The sequence below is a fragment of the Roseibium sp. MMSF_3247 genome, assembly GCF_030733765.1.
Lineage (GTDB): Bacteria > Pseudomonadota > Alphaproteobacteria > Rhizobiales > Stappiaceae > Roseibium.
The window spans coordinates 1-16,599 of record NZ_JASHII010000011.1 but is presented as its reverse complement, the minus strand read 5'-3'; the positions used below and the strand labels follow the sequence as shown (position 1 = coordinate 16,599).

Genomic DNA, 16,599 nt, shown 5'->3' with positions numbered 1-16,599 from the left:
ATGAATGCAAAATCGACATAGTTAGCGCCCAATACTCATGTACTGAAATCCTAGTTGATTCATGGAAGTCGAGGTATATATGTTCCGGAGGTCTGCAACCTTTGGGGTTTTGACCAGCGATTTCACCCGCTCCAGGTCGAGCGCCCGGAACTGGTCCCACTCGGTCACGATCACGATCGCATCAGCACCTTCGATCGCGTGGTAAGGACCGTCACAGAACATGACGTCCTGCATAAGTTTGGCGGCCTCTTCCATGCTCGCCGGGTCAAAGGCGCGAATCTTGGCACCGGCTGCTTGCAGTTTTTGAACGATGTCGATACTGGGCGCTTCGCGCATGTCATCGGTGTTCGGTTTAAAGGCGAGGCCGAGCAGGGCGATTGTTTTGCCGTCGACATCCCCGCCCATGAAATCAATGACCTTGTCGGCCATCTTCTTCTTCCGCGCAGCGTTCACTTCGATCACTGAATCGACGATTTTCAGGCCGGATTCCGCGTCTGCTGCGATCTTGGATAGAGCAAGCGTATCTTTCGGGAAGCAGGATCCGCCATAGCCAGGGCCCGCATGCAAGAACTTGGATCCAATCCGGTTGTCCAGACCAATGCCGCGGGAGACCTCCTGAACATTGCCGCCAACTTTCTCGCAAAGGTCCGCAATTTCGTTGATGAAGGTGATCTTCACGGCAAGGAAGGCGTTGGCAGCATATTTGATGAGTTCGGACGTGCGGCGCTTGGTGACCAGGATCGGCGTCTCATTGAGATAGAGCGGCCGGTAGAGCTCCCGCATGACATCCACCGCCTTGGCGCTGTCTGTGCCGACAACAACACGGTCTGGGCGTTTGAAATCTTCGATGGCGGCACCTTCCCGCAAGAATTCCGGGTTTGAGACGACTGCAAAGTCCGCATCCGGGCGGGTCTTGCGGATAATCGCTTCCACTTCGTCCCCAGTGCCGACCGGAACGGTCGACTTCGTCACCACTACCGTGAACCCGTCAATGAGCGTGGCGATCTCTTCGGCTGCTGCATACACATATGTCAGGTCAGCATGCCCGTCGCCCCGGCGGGTCGGGGTTCCAACCGCGATGAAAACAGCATCCGCGCCTTTGACAGCTTCTTCTGCATCGGTCGAAAAGAACAGCCGCTCTTCGGAAACGTTCTTGGCGACCAGTTCCTGAAGGCCAGGCTCATAGATCGGGATCTCGCCCTTGTTCAGGGCATCGATCTTGGCGGCGTCCTTGTCAATGCAGGTTACAATGTGGCCGAAGTCGGCAAAACAGGTTCCAGATACCAGACCGACATACCCGGTCCCAATCATCGCAACGCGCATCGTCAGTTTCCTATAGCAAATTCATTTTTATAACTAATTTTTGAAAATCCCCATCAACAAATATGTATCCATATCTTAGTTTCATAAACAATACCTGGAGGATGAGACTTTTGTGTCATGCAGGGATAATTCACGGAGATACCGTTCCCCCACTTCTGTTGGATCATAAGTGTTGCTGGTTAGCTGTTGGCCAAAGCTTGTAATCCTCTTGGCCTTATCTCGATTCTGATAAAAAAACCGCATCAGTTTTATTGCACTATGGACTGACGGGTTTGCCCAAAGAAGTCCCTCGCCGAATTGATATTGACCCTCTTTAACCTCTGATAAGGTATAGTCAACAAGACCAGCTGTACTTCGCAATGTATAATCCATATTGCCAGAATACCCGGTGGCGATAACAGGTAGCCCCAACATCATAGCTTCAGCAATTCCGCGCCCGAACCCCTCACTGCGATGTAGTGAAAGGTAGCAGTTGCAACACCTATATAAATCAAGCAATTCCGAGCGACTTAGTGTTCCTGAAACAATCCGTATTCTGGGGTCAATACTTGCCGTAGCCTGTAAGTCTGACCAGCTCTGTTTTCCATACTCGGCCCGCATAGCTTTTACTATGAGACCAACATTCTCATCGCCATTGGGAAATGCCTTTCTGAAAGCCTCTATGCATGCTTCGGGGTTCTTTCTTGCAGTGCTTGAAAGAAAATCGAATGAAAAAATGAAAAGATATGAACTTTCGGAAATATCAAAGTCCCTGCGCGATAATCCCGCTGTTTGATCGACCGTGACTGCCATTGGCATATGCTTTACTGGGACGGGCGAAGTCTTAACAAAAGCATTGTAAGTAAAATAGCTTGATGCCCATATCTCATCTACCAGATGGTATGCGTGGTGCCACTGCGCTGGCCAATCTGGAAGTTCCCAAGGCCAATAGCCAATAGTCCTGCGGCCATCGAAAAGTTTTGCGCCATGGATTGCGGCCAAACGGGCAGTCTCAATTCCCGTCATACAAAAAATGTTGGTTGAATAGGGTAATTCTTTCGAAATTAAGTGATCAACACTGTCCTCACTTTGACACACCTGCTGTCCTGGCGACACGTTAAAAATCGAGTGGGGTATGTTGGCGGACTTCAATGCAAGTGCTGCCATGCGGACGTCTTCGCCGATCCCTAACTGACCCTTAGCGTAGCCAATTAGGTTAACCCCAAATTGCAGTTCATTCACTTTAGGCCTTGGGGGTATGCTTGAGGCCGGCTTTTTCTTAATTTCGATAAGTCGCGAAATGATCGGATATTGTGATCGGCCGTCTTGGCTCATCAACCATTTAACAAATTTCTGATTTATCAATTGGCCAAAACGAGACCTAAAGTCTGCGTTAGAATGCCAAATTATTGAAATAATTCTGGAAAAATGTTCACCGTTGGTCGCCGGCTTTAGAAGGATTTCCGCCTGATTGCCGTCGACACAATAGCTGAGACCAAGTTCTGTTACTCCTCGACTGAAGTACCAATCAAGGAATGCTTGTTGACCATCAGGAGAGTGAATATCAAATACGGTTTTCAGGTCACTGCGGTATTTCCAGATATTGTACATAAGGTGGCTAATAGGTAAATAACTATTAGACGAAACATTGTCGGTAGTTTTGTTTATTAAAGCTAGTTGGCCAGGTGTTATGAGGTGCTCGATGTTAAGTTCTTTTGGGCCGAAGATGAAATACCACCAAATGAAATCCTCTTGCCCAGCTGCTGTGTTTATATTGAAACATTCTTGAAGATCGGATCTGGTTTCCAGGACGTCTTGCATGAAAACAGTAAGAAATGGCTCTTTCTTGGAAGTTGCAATTGGGCTCCGTGTCAACAGCTTGGCCTGGATCTCATTCTCGAAATGCTCTCGCAACGCCATATATTCTGTCGGGCCGATAGATTTAGCCCATGCGTCGAACTTGCTTGAATCCGTCTCAAACAACCTGCGCAGATCTGGACGGGTGAGCCAGATGGTTTTTTTCAAGTGATCTAAATCGAATTTGCGTCCAACCATTTCGAGTTCCGTTTGGTTGATGATGTCTAATAAAAGTAGTGCGGTGGGAGAGCTGCAGCTGGAACCTACAATTTAGGAATATCTCGATACTTGGGGAGATTAATATTCGAAACGACAATAACCATTTTAAAATATAGTGTGTGGGTCAATTTCTTCGGAGGTCTGCACAAAAATTAACATCTTTTTCAACCGTGACTAGCTTATTCACCATATTTCGTGTCTGTGGAGCAGCACGTCTCGGATATAAGTGTCGCTCGAAGCAAAAACATGATTGACGCAGAGTTCGGCTAATTCACCTGCATTTCCTCTTGTAGCGGCCTCAAAAATTTGCCGGTGATCCGCCACAGCGCGGCTCAGTGTTGCCGGGTCGGCAATCCGGAAGCAGTCGATCGGCCGTGCGGCAGCGGACATCTCATTGATGCTTGCGGAGAGATACTTGTTCTCGCAAAGCTCAAACAAGCAGGTATGGAAGGTTGCATCGAGAGCAACGGCCTTTGCATAGTCCCTGGCATGTCCGGCTGTTTCATAGGCTCTGGCGATGCGGCGGAGTTCGGCCAGAGACTTCGTCGATATGGGGCACTTGATTTTGGAAACAGCAAGCCGGTGTAGATCTGCTCGAAAGTCCGACAGTGCGTTGACCTCTTCGACTGAATAGTGACGGACCCGCGCGCCTTTGTTGGGACGCCGCTCGACGAGATGGCGTCGTTCCAGTTCTAAAAACGCGGACCGGACAATATGGCGTTTCACGCCAAGTTCCAGGATAAGCTCCTCTTCAACCAGGCGCTCTCTTGGCCGCAATCGCCCGAGGACGATGCGCAGCTCCAACTCTTGAACGACCTGCTCCAATGTAAGCGTCGGCTTTTCTTCAGATTGGGACATCAAATGGGGCATTATCCTGAGGGCCTTAAACCAAAAGAACGCTTCTGCGTTGAATGGTAACCAATGCGTTGAGGGCAAGCCAGCGGGTTTAGGTGGGTCCGGACCCAAATTTTCAAAGAAGAAGTAAGAAAATCGGCCTGAATGTGCCGTTGAATACGAACGGTTCGGCGGAATGAGGGTTCGAAAACAGACAACGCAAAATGCGCCACCCGTTAAAGAGCGGCGCTTTTTGATGGAAACGAGATCTAGTTCCCTGTGGCGGCCCGTTCCATGGCAATCGCCGTCAGGGCGCGGTCGCCGATTTCCTGGGTCATGTCGAATTCCATGCGGGTGACCAGCCATTGGCCCTCGATCCGCTCCAGATCCCAGAAATAGTTGCCAACCGGCCGCCACAGTTCGCCGTCGATCCAGTGTCGGCCATCGACAAAGGCTGTGGCCGTTGCCATGTCGCCGTTCACGGTCACGGAGACCGGCCCGAGTTCATGCCAGGTGACATCAAAACCCGGAACAATGCCGCGCCAGGCGTCCATCAGCGCGGACGGGGTCATGGTCGCTGGTTCGCCGCCCCAAAGCGAGGTATAGTCGATGACGAACTCCGGCGCGAAGGCAGCTTCTGCAAGATCGTAGGCCGCCCGGTCAACCGCAAGCGGGATCGAGGACACAAGCGTGCGGATCGCAGCTTCCTGCGGTTCACCTGCGGGAGGAAGTTTGCTGTCCGCCACCGCTGATGTGGCAAGAACGGAGAGGACGGCAACAGCTGGAAGTGTCGGTTTCATGATCTTTGTCCTTGAAAATGAGAAGTGTCTTTGGGCAGCCGCCCGGCCTCAGCCGCGAAAATGCTCTGCCATCGCATCAGCCGCCCGGGTCACATCTTCCGGATTGTCGTAGAAGTCGAACTGGGTGACATCTTCCAGCATCTGCAAGGTTGCTTTGCCTGCAAAGCCGCTCAAAAATGCCCTCACGCCCTGAGGAATGGCCGCAGCTTCCGAATGCACGATTGCGAGCGGATGGGTGAGACGACCCGCATGATCGGCCGGATAATATGTCAGCCAGCCTTCCCAGCCTGCCTGGTTCCACTTGTTGTCATAGGCCGGGATCGCGCCGCGGTCCTGCTCATAATAGTAGCCGCCGATCGGCATCAAAACGCCTTCAGCGCCTTCCGGGCCGGCCGCCGGGATGATCTGGCCGCCATTGGCTTCTGCATTCCTTGAGACTTCGATCAGCGTGCCGACACCGTTTGCACCGCCATACACGGCCTCGACAAGGTCCGCATTTTGCAGCCACGGGGCAACAAGGCCGATGGACTTGACTGTGCCGTTCCCCGAAACGGCGTCGACCATGTATCCGGCTGAGGCACAAATGCCGAGCCCATGGATCTGCGTGGCATCGACTTCGGGCAGCGTGGCCACAACATCAAAGGCTGCCCGGATGTCGGAGGTTTTTGCTGCCGGGCTTTCAACGAAACGAACATTTTCAGGCAAATCACCTGATTTGCCCCAGCCGCGGAAGTCAAACGTGAAGGCTGCAAACCCGCGGGCAACCATCTGATAGGCGTAGACGGACGGCATCTGTTCTTCAACCGATGTCCAGGCGCCGGTCACGACCACGGCCGGCAGGGCCGTGCCGTCGTGTTCTTCCGGCAGATACAACGTGCCGGAAAGGATTGCACCTTCGTTTTCAAAGGTGATGGTGCGGGTTTCAACCTGCGCGATGGCTGAGGTGGAGGCCATCAACAAAGCTGCGGTGGTCACGGAACGGATGGTCATATCGGTCTCTCCAAAATCAACGTTCTGGGCGCCTTCGCCCGATGACATTGGAGATACGCTTCGCCCCGCCGGATTACTTGAACAGGCCTGCTTTGTTTTTGAAGGATCCGGCCAAACGTCAGGGCTAAGGCTCTAGGCCGCGCGGTGCTGGCTCGGTGTTTGGCCGGTCACCTGTTTGAAAGATCGGGAGAAATGGGCCTGATCGGCAAACCCGCAGGAAATTGCGATTTCACCAAGCGGCCGTTTCCGATCCCGCATCATCCCGATCGCCTGTTCGATCCGGTAGGCGAGGACATATTGCATCGGCGTTTCGCCAACCGTTTCCTTGAAGACACGGGCAAAATGGGACGCGCTCATGCCGGCTTCCTGCGCCAGCTCTTCCACGGAAATCGTTTGGTCCAGCCTCTCGCGGATGAAGCTGAGAACCCGCTTGTAATGCTCGGAGGTAAACCGCGCCGACAGTGCCAGGTCTTCGGCCTGTTGCTGACCATATTTTTGAAGCAGCTTGACCAGAAACACCCGGCTCATTGCTTCAAACATGACGCCTGAGGAAAGATCATCGGTTTCCAGCGCATCCCGCAGCATGACACCGGCGGCGCACAGATCCGCATCCTGGAACTGCGGCAGATCGGTGAGCTGCTGATGGGTGAGGACAAGACCCAGCTCATGCAGCGCGAACCGCTCGACCTTCTTCGGGTCCAGGGTCACGACGATGACGTCCGAGGTGCCGAACCATCGCCACCCGGACCGCAACCCAGCGGGCGTAACCACAATCTCGTCCTTCTCAAACATGAAATCCCGCAGCTCACCGCCGCGCCAGTTCTGCACCCGGTGCGGGGTCTCGCAAAGGTTCAGAAGCACATGATGTTCGGCAAAGACCTCTTCCGGCATCGTATCCGGCTCGGCCCGGAAATAGCGCACCGACATCAGCGCGGCCGCCGAGACATGCGCCATGTCATCGCTGCTGAGAAGCGGCAGGGACGGATAGATTTCGGCATAACGTCGTGGCACCAGGATGCCTCCTTCGCCCACAGTCTAAAGGCCCCGCAAGAGGATGGCTATCGCCTTGGGATCAGGAGAATTTGACACTACGGCAGAACGCCCGTCCGAGCGCCGATCGGTACCCACTGCGGGCAGGTCATTGCCGATGCCTTTGGGCTCAAAAGCCGGATGCAGTACACGGTTCTCGGTGACACTGTGAACGTTGCAGCCCGCCTTCAGGAGGCCGACAAAACCACCGGCAGCGACCTTGTTATTTCCGAGAACTTGCTGGACCGGGCAGGGGTGCCTCCCGCGGTTACCGGCTCTTGGTCTGCACTTGAAGACACGTCCATCCGGAGCGGACAGGTCAGGTTACCCGCTTTGAGTATTTCAGCCCGTTTGCTGAGCAGCGCCTGAGTTCGGATTCAGCGCATTCTCAATGATCGGATTCATGAGGTCTGGGTGAGTCAGGGCTGCCATATGACCGCCGTGATCTGTCTGTTCAAAAGTCCAGTTGGGGATGTGTTTGCGCATGAGTGAAACAATCTCGTCTATGCTCCGAACAGTGTCGGCAGCCGATATGACCGTAGTCGCCTTCGGCAAGTCGCGGGCCCACTCGGACAGGGGGACCTGCTCATTCATGACGCTGTCCCATTCATGAAAATTTGGTCTGAGTGCCTGGATAAACTTTGCTCTTCGATCCTCAGGCATCACCTCCCAGCTGCCGGCACCAGTCCAGTAATTTGCAAAATATTCGGCGGCCCGCGACCAGGTTGTGGCGTCCGTGCCAGCCTTGATCAGATCGCGTAAAGTCACCGCTTCTTGATACGCTTCTTCGCGGCCGTGCAGGTGAAGCAAATAAAACGGATTTGGTTCGATCAAGACGAGCCGATGCATTCGGCCCTTCAAAAGCGCCGCCGCCTTCATGGCAACACTCCCACCGAATGAATGTCCAACGATGGACACCCGGCTACCGTCGGCGGGGACGAGGGCTTCAACAAGCCGTGCCTGATCTTCAAGGGATTGGGTTGCGCCTTCCGGCCAAGGTTTCGTCTTTCCATATCCGAACAGATTTATGGCGACCAGATGGAACCTGTCGGACAGATTATCCATCAGGGCGCGCCATTGCCGCGCACCTGCGACGCTTGAATGAACAAGTATGACACGGTGTCCAGAACCCGCTTCCAGGAAATCTGGTTCGTAGGAACACTCCATGGCAAAGCCTCCGCGAGTTCGACAACAAGCCAAATATACCAGATCAACACATGGGCGTCAGAGACAATGGTGCCAAACAATCCAGACGCTGTTCTTGCGACTTCCTTCAGGCTATCGCCTGATTTCGCGGCGCAATCTCACAAGTGAAAATATTCGTCTGTCATAGGCGTAATTTTCCTGCCTTTAGCCACTGGAAAAGCGATAAGCTTCCTTTACGAAAGCCCAACACTGCAGAACGTCATGCAGGCTCAGTGAGGACGGGGGAGGGCGGATGAAGAATACGGACGCATTCGAACGGATGGAGCGGGATGGCTGGCAGGATCCGGGCATCGCGCAAGGCTACGCAGAAGGGTTTGATCTTGCGACCCGGCAGGCAGCTGACATGCTCGCGGAAACGGTCGCCCCAGACCCCGGCTTGACGGCCCTGGATCTGTGCACGGGACATGGTGTCGTTGCAGCCAAGCTCTTGAAACGCGGGGCCGTGGTGACAGCGCTTGATTTCTCGCCGACCATGCTTGACCTCGCCCGAAGAACGGCACCAGGCGCCAGCTTCGTGGAAGGCGATGTGATGGCCATGACCTTCCCGGACCAGAGTTTCGATGCCGTGTCGATCGGCTTTGGTGTGCCGCATTTTCCCGATCCGGAAAAAGGATTGCGGGAAGTTGCCAGGGTTTTGAAACCAGGCGGACGGCTTGCCTTTTCGATTTGGCGCGGTAAGGGTTCGAACGGTGCCTTTGGCTGGCTTTTTGAGGCCGTTGGACGTCACGGCGATCCGGCGGTCACCCTGCCGGACGGGCCGGATGCGCATATGTTTGCGGACAAGGCGATCGCAGAGCCGCTCTTGACGGCCTGCGGCTTTACCGGCATCGCGATGCTTGAGCTTCAAAGCCGGGTGTTTGTCTCCTCTCCCGAGAAACTCTTCGATGCTTTCGACAAGGGGGCCGTCCGCGCCGCGTCCCTCTTGGGCGGGCAACCGGAAGACCGGCGGGCCGCCATAAGAGCGGAACTGTCGCGACGGGTGCAAGACGAAGGCACACCGGACCACGGCGGGCACCTGGTGCCCACACCTTCAGTCATTGTCTCGGCCGTGCGCGCTTAGTGTTCTGGTCCGCCGGCCGCCTTATTAACCGCTCAGGACACCTTGCCCGTAATCTCCGGCTCTGGAGACCAGAACTGGCCCTTGGTTTCGATCAGCAGATCCTGAAACTCGGTTGCGGGCATGGGCCGGCCGAAATGGTAGCCCTGCAGGAGGTCGCAGCCCATGTCGCGGGCAAGGCGCGCATGCGCTTCCGTTTCAACGCCCTCCGCCACAATGCTCATGCCAAGGCTCTTGCCGATGCCGATGATGGAGGCCATCAACTCGCGGGCAGTCTGGTCTTCCACAATCGGCAATATGAACTGCCGGTCGATTTTGAGGACTGCCGGATTGATTTTCAAAAGCCCCTGCACGGAAGCATGGCCGGTGCCAAAGTCATCCAGCGCGATGGTCACCCCCAGCTCTTTCAGCTCGCTGAGCGTCCAGTTCACAACATCGCCAAGCCGGTCAAGATACACCGATTCCAGGATTTCAATCGTGAGCCGTTTGGGGGGGATGCCGACGCGTTTGATGTCGTGAATAAGGTTCGGGTCCGCCAAACGTCCGGCAGAAACATTGATCGAAACCCTTGGAAGATCGACCCCGGCGCCATCAATCAGCGCCAGTTTTTTCGGAAGCGTCGCAAAGACGATTTCGTCGATCCGCTTCAAGATGCCCATCTTGTCTGCCGTTTCCAAAAACGCAGCCGGCGGCAAGAGGCCCATTCTCGGATGCGCCCATCTGACAAGCACTTCGGCCGAGGCAATGGCCCCGGTCGCAGCGTCGATGAGCGGCTGGAAGAACGGCACGAATTCCCGGTTTTCGCAGGCAATCAGGAGATCGGACACAAGGCGTTTGGCGGAAATCGCCTCGGCATGCATCTCCTTGGTGAAGAACGACCAGCGGCCCTTGCCGTTGGTTTTGGCGTGGTAAAGGGCCGTATCCGCATCGTTCACCACCCGCTCGGGCGCATCCATTGTGGTGTTTGCGATCGCAACGCCGACACTGGCGCTGCAGAAGGTGGATTTGCCTTCAAACACGAACGGCGCATGCATTTCCTGAACAATGGCATCCGCCAGGCTGCTGATGTCCAGTGCGCTTTGCCCAAGCGGACGCAAGACCACGAACTCATCCCCGCCGATGCGGGCAACAAGGTCCGTCTCGTTGGTGAGCCTACGAAGCATCTCGGCGACGGAAATCAGAAGGCGGTCGCCGGCATCATGCCCAAACGTGTCGTTGACGGATTTGAAGCGGTCCAGATCGATGTAAAATACCGCAAAGTCCGGTCCGCCGTCCTTCAGGTTGGATACCCAGGACTTGAACTCGACCTCGAAATGCCGCCGGTTGGAAAGGCCCGTCAGCGCATCTTCCTTCGCCTCTTTGGCAACCTTCTTGGCCAGCTGAAACAACCGGTTGTTCTCTCGCTTCAGATGCCCGATTTTTTCGACATAGCTTGTCAACGCTTCGCGCCCGGAGACCGGCCGTTCCAGATGCCGGACGGTGTCTTCCTGGCTGGCCTGATCCTCCAGCTCGATCAGTGAACACAGCCACCACCGGTCACCGGTGGACGTATCGGAAAGGGGCGTCCAGCTCATCCGCTGCCAGTATTGCTCGCCGTTTTTCCGGTTGTTGAGCGCCTTGACCGAAAAATGCTCCCAGTTCATCAGCTTTTCGATGATGATCAGGTGATTGCCCTGATCCATGCTGGATCCGATCAGGATCGTGCCGCGCTGACCAATAACCTCGGCCGCGTCATATCCTGTGATCTTGCAAAACGCGCTGTTGCACCATTGGAAATGCATGACCGCTCCGTCGGCATCGGACGCAAGCGCGAGCGCAAGTCCTTCGACTGACTTGTCATTGATCTGTGCAAGTATATGCGCTGGTATCGGGAGCGAACAATCCATAGTCCGCACTTAGAAGACCGTTGACAATCTAAGCAATTGTCATTTCCGACAATAAAAGACGAAGGAATAGTCAAACTTCAACTTTGAGAATATGCCGAATTCACCGGATCAGACAAAAGTTGTATTTTCATGGTTACGGGCGGGTGAATTTCTGATGCAAATCAGGCTGATATGGGATCGATCCCTATGGCGGCATTAGAAGATCATGTCGTGCTTCACCAACAGCGAGCAGGTTCTATTGCAAGCGCGGGAACGATGCCCGCGCTTCTTGTCAGAGGCCAGTCAGGCAATGTCGACGTAGTAGGCGACGCCCTCGAAGTTGTATTGTCCAAGAGTGGCGATGATGTTGTCGCGCTCCGCCTCGGAGGTCGTATAAAAATGGCTCCCGGTTTGCGTGTTGAAGAAACGGAAGAGCGCTGTGCCACCGGTGCTGTCGTCGGCAGCGGCGTAATAAGCAACACCCTCATCTCTGAAGGCAGTGTTTGTCCGCAAACTTGCCGCTTCATCTGCACTGATCGTGTAGAAATGCACGTCGTTGGACAGATTGAAAAAGCGGTAAACAGCCATTCCGTTTGCCTGGGTGACGTTTGAATCGAAAGCATTTCCTTCAAAGCTGAACGCGTCCAGATTTTCAATAACCGTGTTCCGTTCATCCAGGCTTGTGGTGAAGAAATGGGAGCCGGTCGACGTGTTGAAGAACCGATAGACCTCAAACGCGCTGTTGTCGCTGTCTGTCGGCGTCACGAGGGCATTCGCCAGGGTCACGGATTGCCCGCCAAAGTCGAATGATTCAATGTTGCTCAAGCTGTCCTTGCCGTCGCGGTTGGCAGAGGTGTCGAGCACAACGGTTTGCCCTTGAGAGCCTGTGAAGATCACATATTCAGATTGGCCGCCGGTGTAGGCGGCAGTATCCGTTCCAGCACCACCATCAAGCGTATCGTTGCCACCGGCGCCGTTGAGTGTGTCATTGCCTCTGCCAGAATTCAGCGCGTTCGCAAGGGCATTGCCCGTTACTTGATCATTGCCATCTCCGGTGAAGACATTCTCGATACCGCTCAGTGACACCGCGATACCGTCCAGCGTGCCTGTCCCAGCAAGAAGATTGACGATGCTTGCACTGTCGACGGCCGCTGCATTGAGTGTATCGGTTCCGGCCGCATCGTTGAAGGATGTGCTGTGGCTCGACAGAGGCGCGAAGTCGGAAAACTCGTTTGTCACGATGTAGACATCATCGTCGCTGGCCGAGGATCCGTGAAAGGTCAACTCCACATTGTCGATGTTGATGGGGGAGGTGGCCGCGCTGTCCTGATCGATCAGTTGCACCGTCCAGGTGCCTTCGCTGGCCATGCCGCGAAAGGCGTTGGTATAGAAATAATCCCACTGACCGGAGTTATCGCTGTCCGTTTCATCGTTTTCAGCACTGACATTATCAAGCACCACGCTTGTCGTGCCATCCGGCCCGACTATCCGCAGTTCCAGATCATTCAAGTCGTACCATTGAAGGAAATTTACCTTCAGCTGAACATGTTCGATCTCGACCACGGTCGACGCCGTTCCTTGAAGCGAGTCAACGGACCCGTTCCCGGTGAGGGTGATGTTGGAATTCAAAAGGTCGATATTCGTGGAGGCCTGATTTTGTGATGTGGCGGAGGCCGTCCCCCATGTTTCGGCAAGCCTGACGGCTGCCTTTGCATCGACGAGACCAAATCCGTAATCACGAGAAAAATGAAAACCGCCCCCGTTCCAGGTGTCCGCACCGTTGAACGCCCAGGCATTTCGTTCAAACCCGGAGACACCGCCGCCAATATCAGTCCCGACATGACGCGCCGTATTTGCAAGAATGGTCTGTACATCCCGCCAACCGAGATTTCCATTGGCCTGCAGCATCAGAGCAACCACACCAGAGACTTGTGGCGCGGCCGCTGACGTCCCGTTGAAGTCCGTCGTGTAGTCAGACCCGTCCGTGTATCCACCGTTCAGGCCACTCCCGGTTACATCCGTTGTCTGGATCTGGCCGGGGCTTGGGGAGCCAAATGCAGAAACCAGAAGCGACGATCCCGGTGTTGAATAATCGTCGACGGCACCCGTGCGCTGGACGGCCGCAACCGAAATGGAATGCATGGTGGCATTCCAGGCTGCAGCATTGGTTTCTGTGACAACCGGTATTCCGTTGACGTCGACCTGACGTTCATTGCCAGCAGACTTGACGTAGATAGTCCCTTTGGTGTCCCGCCCGTTTTGAACGCCAAACACCATCGCATTGGTCTCTGCGATGGACGAAATCTCCTGATCAAAAAAGTTGGTTGAATCGAGTGTGCCCAGGCTCATGTTCACGACTTCGGCAGACCGGTCGACACCGCCAATCGAGAGCTGGCCAGAGATCAAGTTGATTGCATCGGCAATGCTTTGACCATGCTTGATGCCGAAAATCGTGCTTCCATAGGCCGTACCGGCAACGCCGATGCCATTGTTGGCCGTTGCGCCAAGTATCCCGGCTGCTGCCGTCCCGTGAAAATCACCATCAAAGAGATCGATTTGAGTAGACGGCCCAAGCGTGATCGTCTCAGAGGAATTTGCCAGGTCGTAGTCTTTGACCGTTGAGTAATTGCCGGACAAGTCCGGGTGGGTGGCCTCAACACCATCATCGATCACGGCGATCGTAATGCCAGTGCCCGTATAATCGTCCCAGACATCGACAATATTGAGATCGAATTCGCCCGCAGTTGTGTTGCGCAAGTACCATTGATTTATGAATAGCGGATCTGTTGGAATCGCCATTTTGCCCCCCAATATGCAAAAGCCTTATAGCGATAGAATTCGAACAAGTGGCATCCAGTCAATAGTCTTCATGTGCTTAACTGGAAAAGAATTTATTCGATGAAAACAATGAGATCAGATCCTATAGTTTTCGCGTTGCGAAGAGAAAATAGTTCAATCCGAGTTGCATAAAATACTTCAAACTACCCCTGAGGTATGCCGCACGTTCTTCACCCAAAATGAGAAGCTAATCGAATAAATGTGCCCCTATCAAAGAGCGTTGGCGGGCTCTGGGTTTTTTCACCTGAAGCATGATTCCATGGTTCGATGAAGCTGCGGACCAGTATAGTCTGTAGACCAAGCAGCCTTTGGTGAACGCCGTCCAAATTGTTCAATTCGAAAGGTGGATGCTGTCATGATAACAACAGATCTTGAGCTTGCGACCTACCCGGGTCTCGACGAGCGGATTATTGTCATTCGAGCCGGTGATGAGGTCGACTGTGTTTTTATCGTGACTGAGCGCTTCAATGTGCTCGTGGACACTTTGGCAACACCCGCCTTATGTGCCAGAGCATTGGAGCTTGTGTCTGCCCATATAGGCGATCGCCCACTCATTACGATCAACTCGCACATGGACTGGGACCATTTTTGGGGCAATTCCGCGCTTGATGTTCGCACACCAATCATAGCGCACAGCGCAGCAATCGCACGCTTAAGGGATCCAGAGGCCAAACACGTACTGGCGGAAAAACAGGCGCAGGAAACCCGCTTCGAGGATGTCGAGATTGTCACTCCGACGATAACGTTCTCGGGAGATGCAATGGCCCTTCACGGGGGCGACTTGACGCTCGAGCTCATGCACACGCCGGGTCATACACCTGACCACGTTGCTGTCTGGATACCGGAAGTGCGGACCTGCCTTGCAGTGGATGCTGTCGAATATCCTATTCCGGAAGTCTGGAACCAATCGCCGGATAATCTGCGCAAACTCTGCGCGTCCTTGAAGCAAATCCGCGACTTGAAGCCGAGCCATGTGGTTCTCGCCCATGGACAAACAGCTGACCCGGAAGTCGTCGGCGGCAACATCGAGTACTTTACCAAGCTACGGGATGCTGTTGGGCGAGTGCCACTTTCTTCTGCAGCTCTCGAGGGGCTTCAAGAGCGTTCGGGCTTTCAACTTGAAGACTTTGTTTCTCTACCTGCGGATATGCCGGCGGACACGAAAGGCTTTTACCGCGAGTTTCATAAATCCAATCTCGACGCCGTTGCCGCAGCCCATCTGGCGCGCGTCGATTTCTTGTGAAGTTACTGCAAAGTCAGGACAGGAAGTATCGTTTGGAGTTTCAAGTCTAAATGCAACACCGCCCGGATGTGTTCGGAGCAGGGAGATTAGACCCCACTCAGGTGTGCTGGTCAGGGTTGCTAAGGCTGAGTGGGGTCGGATGGTTTGCGAGATGATGGAACCTGCTGAGCCGCATGAATGCTCATTAGTAGCTCGGCATTAATGCAGCGGGCCGTTGAATATCTCCTCACGAAATACTTCTCGGGGCGTTCGGTAACCCAGGCACTTTCGTGGCGTGTCGTTAAGGCGGTCTATGAGAAGGCGGATCGCGGGTTCAGAAACACTCAAAACGGGTGTGTCCCTTGGTAGGTAACGTCGAACGCGTTTGTTCATGTTCTCAACGCTACCCTTTTGATAAGGCGCGGAGGGGTCGCAAAACCAGGCATCTATTCCCAGTCCTAGTTTCAACTGCCGCCAAGAGACAAACTCAAATCCACGATCAAACGTCAGGCTTCGCCGCGCATAGTAGGGCAACGGGCTCATTTCCTTGATAAGCCGATCCATAATTGGTTTGGACTGACGGTCGTTGTTTTTCAACAAAACGACAAATCGGCTCTTCCGTTCAATCAACGTGGCCACATTGGCTTGGCCCTGCGCGCGCTCAAAGATCATCAAGTCGCACTCCCAGTGACCGAACTCCTTGCGTTCTTGAACTTTTTTGGGCCTGTGTCTGATCCGTCGTTCTTCTGGAAATATCAGATTTTGCGGTTTCCGAGCATAACGGGGTCGGCGCTTCTTACGGCGCTCCGGCAGAAAACGAGCAAGTTGTTCTTCGCGGCCTTCAGGGGAGTAAACATATTGGTAGATGGTCTCGTGACAGACCGTCGCTTTCATGTGTGGCTCTATCTTCAGGCGACCCGCAATCTGTTCAGGTGTCCATCCATTCTTAAGTCGTTGAATGACATCGCGTCGCAACGCTTCAAATCGATACAGCTTGCCACTACGGCGGCGTCGGTCCCGTGCGATGTCGTTCGCCGTCATAGGCCAATATCCGTCTGCATCACGGAACTCATTATCATGCCAGTAGTTACGTCTGATCTCGCGGGAGATCGTGGAACGGTCACGACCCAGGTGACGGGCAATATCAGACTGGCTGAACTGCTGGTCCCGCATCCGAGATATCGTTTTACGCTCTTCAAAACTTAAATGACCAAATCGCAGGCCCATGTCTCTTTCTCCCAAAAGCACGCATCATACTGATTTTGTTGCATTTCAGGATAGAATGTGCCGCGTCTACAAGCCTTGTTGTCACTGTCGAGATTGGTCACGATTTGCGCCCGGCAGAACGGTCACAGCAAGGCGGTGAAACGGGCATAGCAG

At 54.2% G+C, this 16,599-nt stretch carries 12 protein-coding genes and 1 pseudogene; 3 read left to right on the top strand and 10 right to left on the bottom strand.

The annotated features are described in order from the left end of the window. Positions 1-21: 21 nt before the first annotated feature. The 6 genes from RBB44_RS23740 to RBB44_RS23715 form a co-directional block, all read right to left on the bottom strand. A complete protein-coding gene (locus RBB44_RS23740; RefSeq protein WP_306150165.1) occupies positions 22-1,323 on the bottom strand; it encodes a UDP-glucose/GDP-mannose dehydrogenase family protein in 1,302 nt (433 codons plus the stop codon). Between the two features lie 81 nt (positions 1,324-1,404). Beyond that, the gene (locus tag RBB44_RS23735; RefSeq protein ID WP_306150164.1) at positions 1,405-3,357 is read right to left on the bottom strand and encodes a glycosyltransferase family 4 protein; all 1,953 of its coding nucleotides are present in this window, start codon (positions 3,355-3,357) and stop codon (positions 1,405-1,407) included. A gap of 204 nt (positions 3,358-3,561) precedes the next feature. Further along, the gene (locus tag RBB44_RS23730) at positions 3,562-4,236 is read right to left on the bottom strand and encodes a GntR family transcriptional regulator (protein WP_306150163.1); all 675 of its coding nucleotides are present in this window, start codon (positions 4,234-4,236) and stop codon (positions 3,562-3,564) included. A gap of 245 nt (positions 4,237-4,481) precedes the next feature. Next, a complete protein-coding gene (locus tag RBB44_RS23725; RefSeq protein WP_306150162.1) occupies positions 4,482-5,012 on the bottom strand; it encodes a nuclear transport factor 2 family protein in 531 nt (176 codons plus the stop codon). 48 nt (positions 5,013-5,060) lie between these two features. Then, positions 5,061-6,002 carry an alpha/beta hydrolase gene (locus tag RBB44_RS23720; protein ID WP_306150161.1) on the bottom strand — a complete coding sequence of 314 codons (942 nt, stop codon included), beginning with the start codon at positions 6,000-6,002 and terminating at the stop codon, positions 5,061-5,063. Positions 6,003-6,134: 132 nt separating this feature from the next. Next, on the bottom strand, positions 6,135-7,013 hold the full coding sequence (locus tag RBB44_RS23715; protein WP_306150160.1) for an AraC family transcriptional regulator: 879 nt from the start codon (positions 7,011-7,013) through the stop codon (positions 6,135-6,137). 102 nt (positions 7,014-7,115) lie between these two features. Here RBB44_RS23715 and RBB44_RS25570 point away from each other — a divergent pair. Then, positions 7,116-7,400, top strand: a pseudogene (locus RBB44_RS25570) (adenylate/guanylate cyclase domain-containing protein); the annotation flags it as partial. Here RBB44_RS25570 and RBB44_RS23710 read toward each other — a convergent pair. Next, on the bottom strand, positions 7,374-8,198 hold the full coding sequence (locus RBB44_RS23710) for an alpha/beta fold hydrolase (RefSeq protein WP_306150159.1): 825 nt from the start codon (positions 8,196-8,198) through the stop codon (positions 7,374-7,376). The pseudogene RBB44_RS25570 and the gene RBB44_RS23710 sit on opposite strands and share 27 nt — an antisense overlap. Before the next feature lie 271 nt (positions 8,199-8,469). Here RBB44_RS23710 and RBB44_RS23705 point away from each other — a divergent pair, with 271 nt between their 5' ends. Beyond that, positions 8,470-9,297, top strand: a complete 828-nt coding sequence (locus RBB44_RS23705; RefSeq protein ID WP_306150158.1) for a methyltransferase domain-containing protein — start codon at positions 8,470-8,472, stop codon at positions 9,295-9,297. 32 nt (positions 9,298-9,329) lie between these two features. Here the strand turns inward: RBB44_RS23705 and RBB44_RS23700 are convergent, their stop codons facing one another. After that, positions 9,330-11,180: an EAL domain-containing protein gene (locus RBB44_RS23700; protein WP_306150157.1), complete on the bottom strand. Its 1,851-nt coding sequence runs from the start codon at positions 11,178-11,180 to the stop codon at positions 9,330-9,332. A gap of 282 nt (positions 11,181-11,462) precedes the next feature. Next, a complete protein-coding gene (locus tag RBB44_RS23695; RefSeq protein ID WP_306150156.1) occupies positions 11,463-13,958 on the bottom strand; it encodes a S8 family serine peptidase in 2,496 nt (831 codons plus the stop codon). A 397-nt stretch (positions 13,959-14,355) separates the two neighbouring features. Here RBB44_RS23695 and RBB44_RS23690 point away from each other — a divergent pair, with 397 nt between their 5' ends. Then, positions 14,356-15,240 (top strand): MBL fold metallo-hydrolase, encoded by an 885-nt coding sequence (locus tag RBB44_RS23690; RefSeq protein WP_306150261.1) that lies wholly within the window; start codon positions 14,356-14,358, stop codon positions 15,238-15,240. A gap of 198 nt (positions 15,241-15,438) precedes the next feature. On the opposite strand, the gene RBB44_RS23685 is transcribed toward RBB44_RS23690, so the two are convergent. Further along, complete coding sequence (locus RBB44_RS23685) at positions 15,439-16,446, bottom strand: IS30 family transposase (protein ID WP_306150155.1); 1,008 nt, start codon at positions 16,444-16,446, stop codon at positions 15,439-15,441. Positions 16,447-16,599 lie beyond the last annotated feature (153 nt).

What these genes read in the sequence shown, in the direction of transcription:
- RBB44_RS23725 (WP_306150162.1), bottom strand. Translation starts at nt 5,012, where the DNA reads ATGAAACCGACACTTCCAGCTGTTGCCGTCCTCTCCGTTCTTGCCACA.
- RBB44_RS23695 (WP_306150156.1), bottom strand. Translation starts at nt 13,958, where the DNA reads ATGGCGATTCCAACAGATCCGCTATTCATAAATCAATGGTACTTGCGC.
- RBB44_RS23710 (WP_306150159.1), bottom strand. Translation starts at nt 8,198, where the DNA reads ATGGAGTGTTCCTACGAACCAGATTTCCTGGAAGCGGGTTCTGGACAC.
- RBB44_RS23720 (WP_306150161.1), bottom strand. Translation starts at nt 6,002, where the DNA reads ATGACCATCCGTTCCGTGACCACCGCAGCTTTGTTGATGGCCTCCACC.
- RBB44_RS23705 (WP_306150158.1), top strand. Translation starts at nt 8,470, where the DNA reads ATGAAGAATACGGACGCATTCGAACGGATGGAGCGGGATGGCTGGCAG.
- RBB44_RS23735 (WP_306150164.1), bottom strand. Translation starts at nt 3,357, where the DNA reads ATGGTTGGACGCAAATTCGATTTAGATCACTTGAAAAAAACCATCTGG.
- RBB44_RS23740 (WP_306150165.1), bottom strand. Translation starts at nt 1,323, where the DNA reads ATGCGCGTTGCGATGATTGGGACCGGGTATGTCGGTCTGGTATCTGGA.
- RBB44_RS23700 (WP_306150157.1), bottom strand. Translation starts at nt 11,180, where the DNA reads ATGGATTGTTCGCTCCCGATACCAGCGCATATACTTGCACAGATCAAT.
- RBB44_RS23730 (WP_306150163.1), bottom strand. Translation starts at nt 4,236, where the DNA reads ATGTCCCAATCTGAAGAAAAGCCGACGCTTACATTGGAGCAGGTCGTT.
- RBB44_RS23685 (WP_306150155.1), bottom strand. Translation starts at nt 16,446, where the DNA reads ATGGGCCTGCGATTTGGTCATTTAAGTTTTGAAGAGCGTAAAACGATA.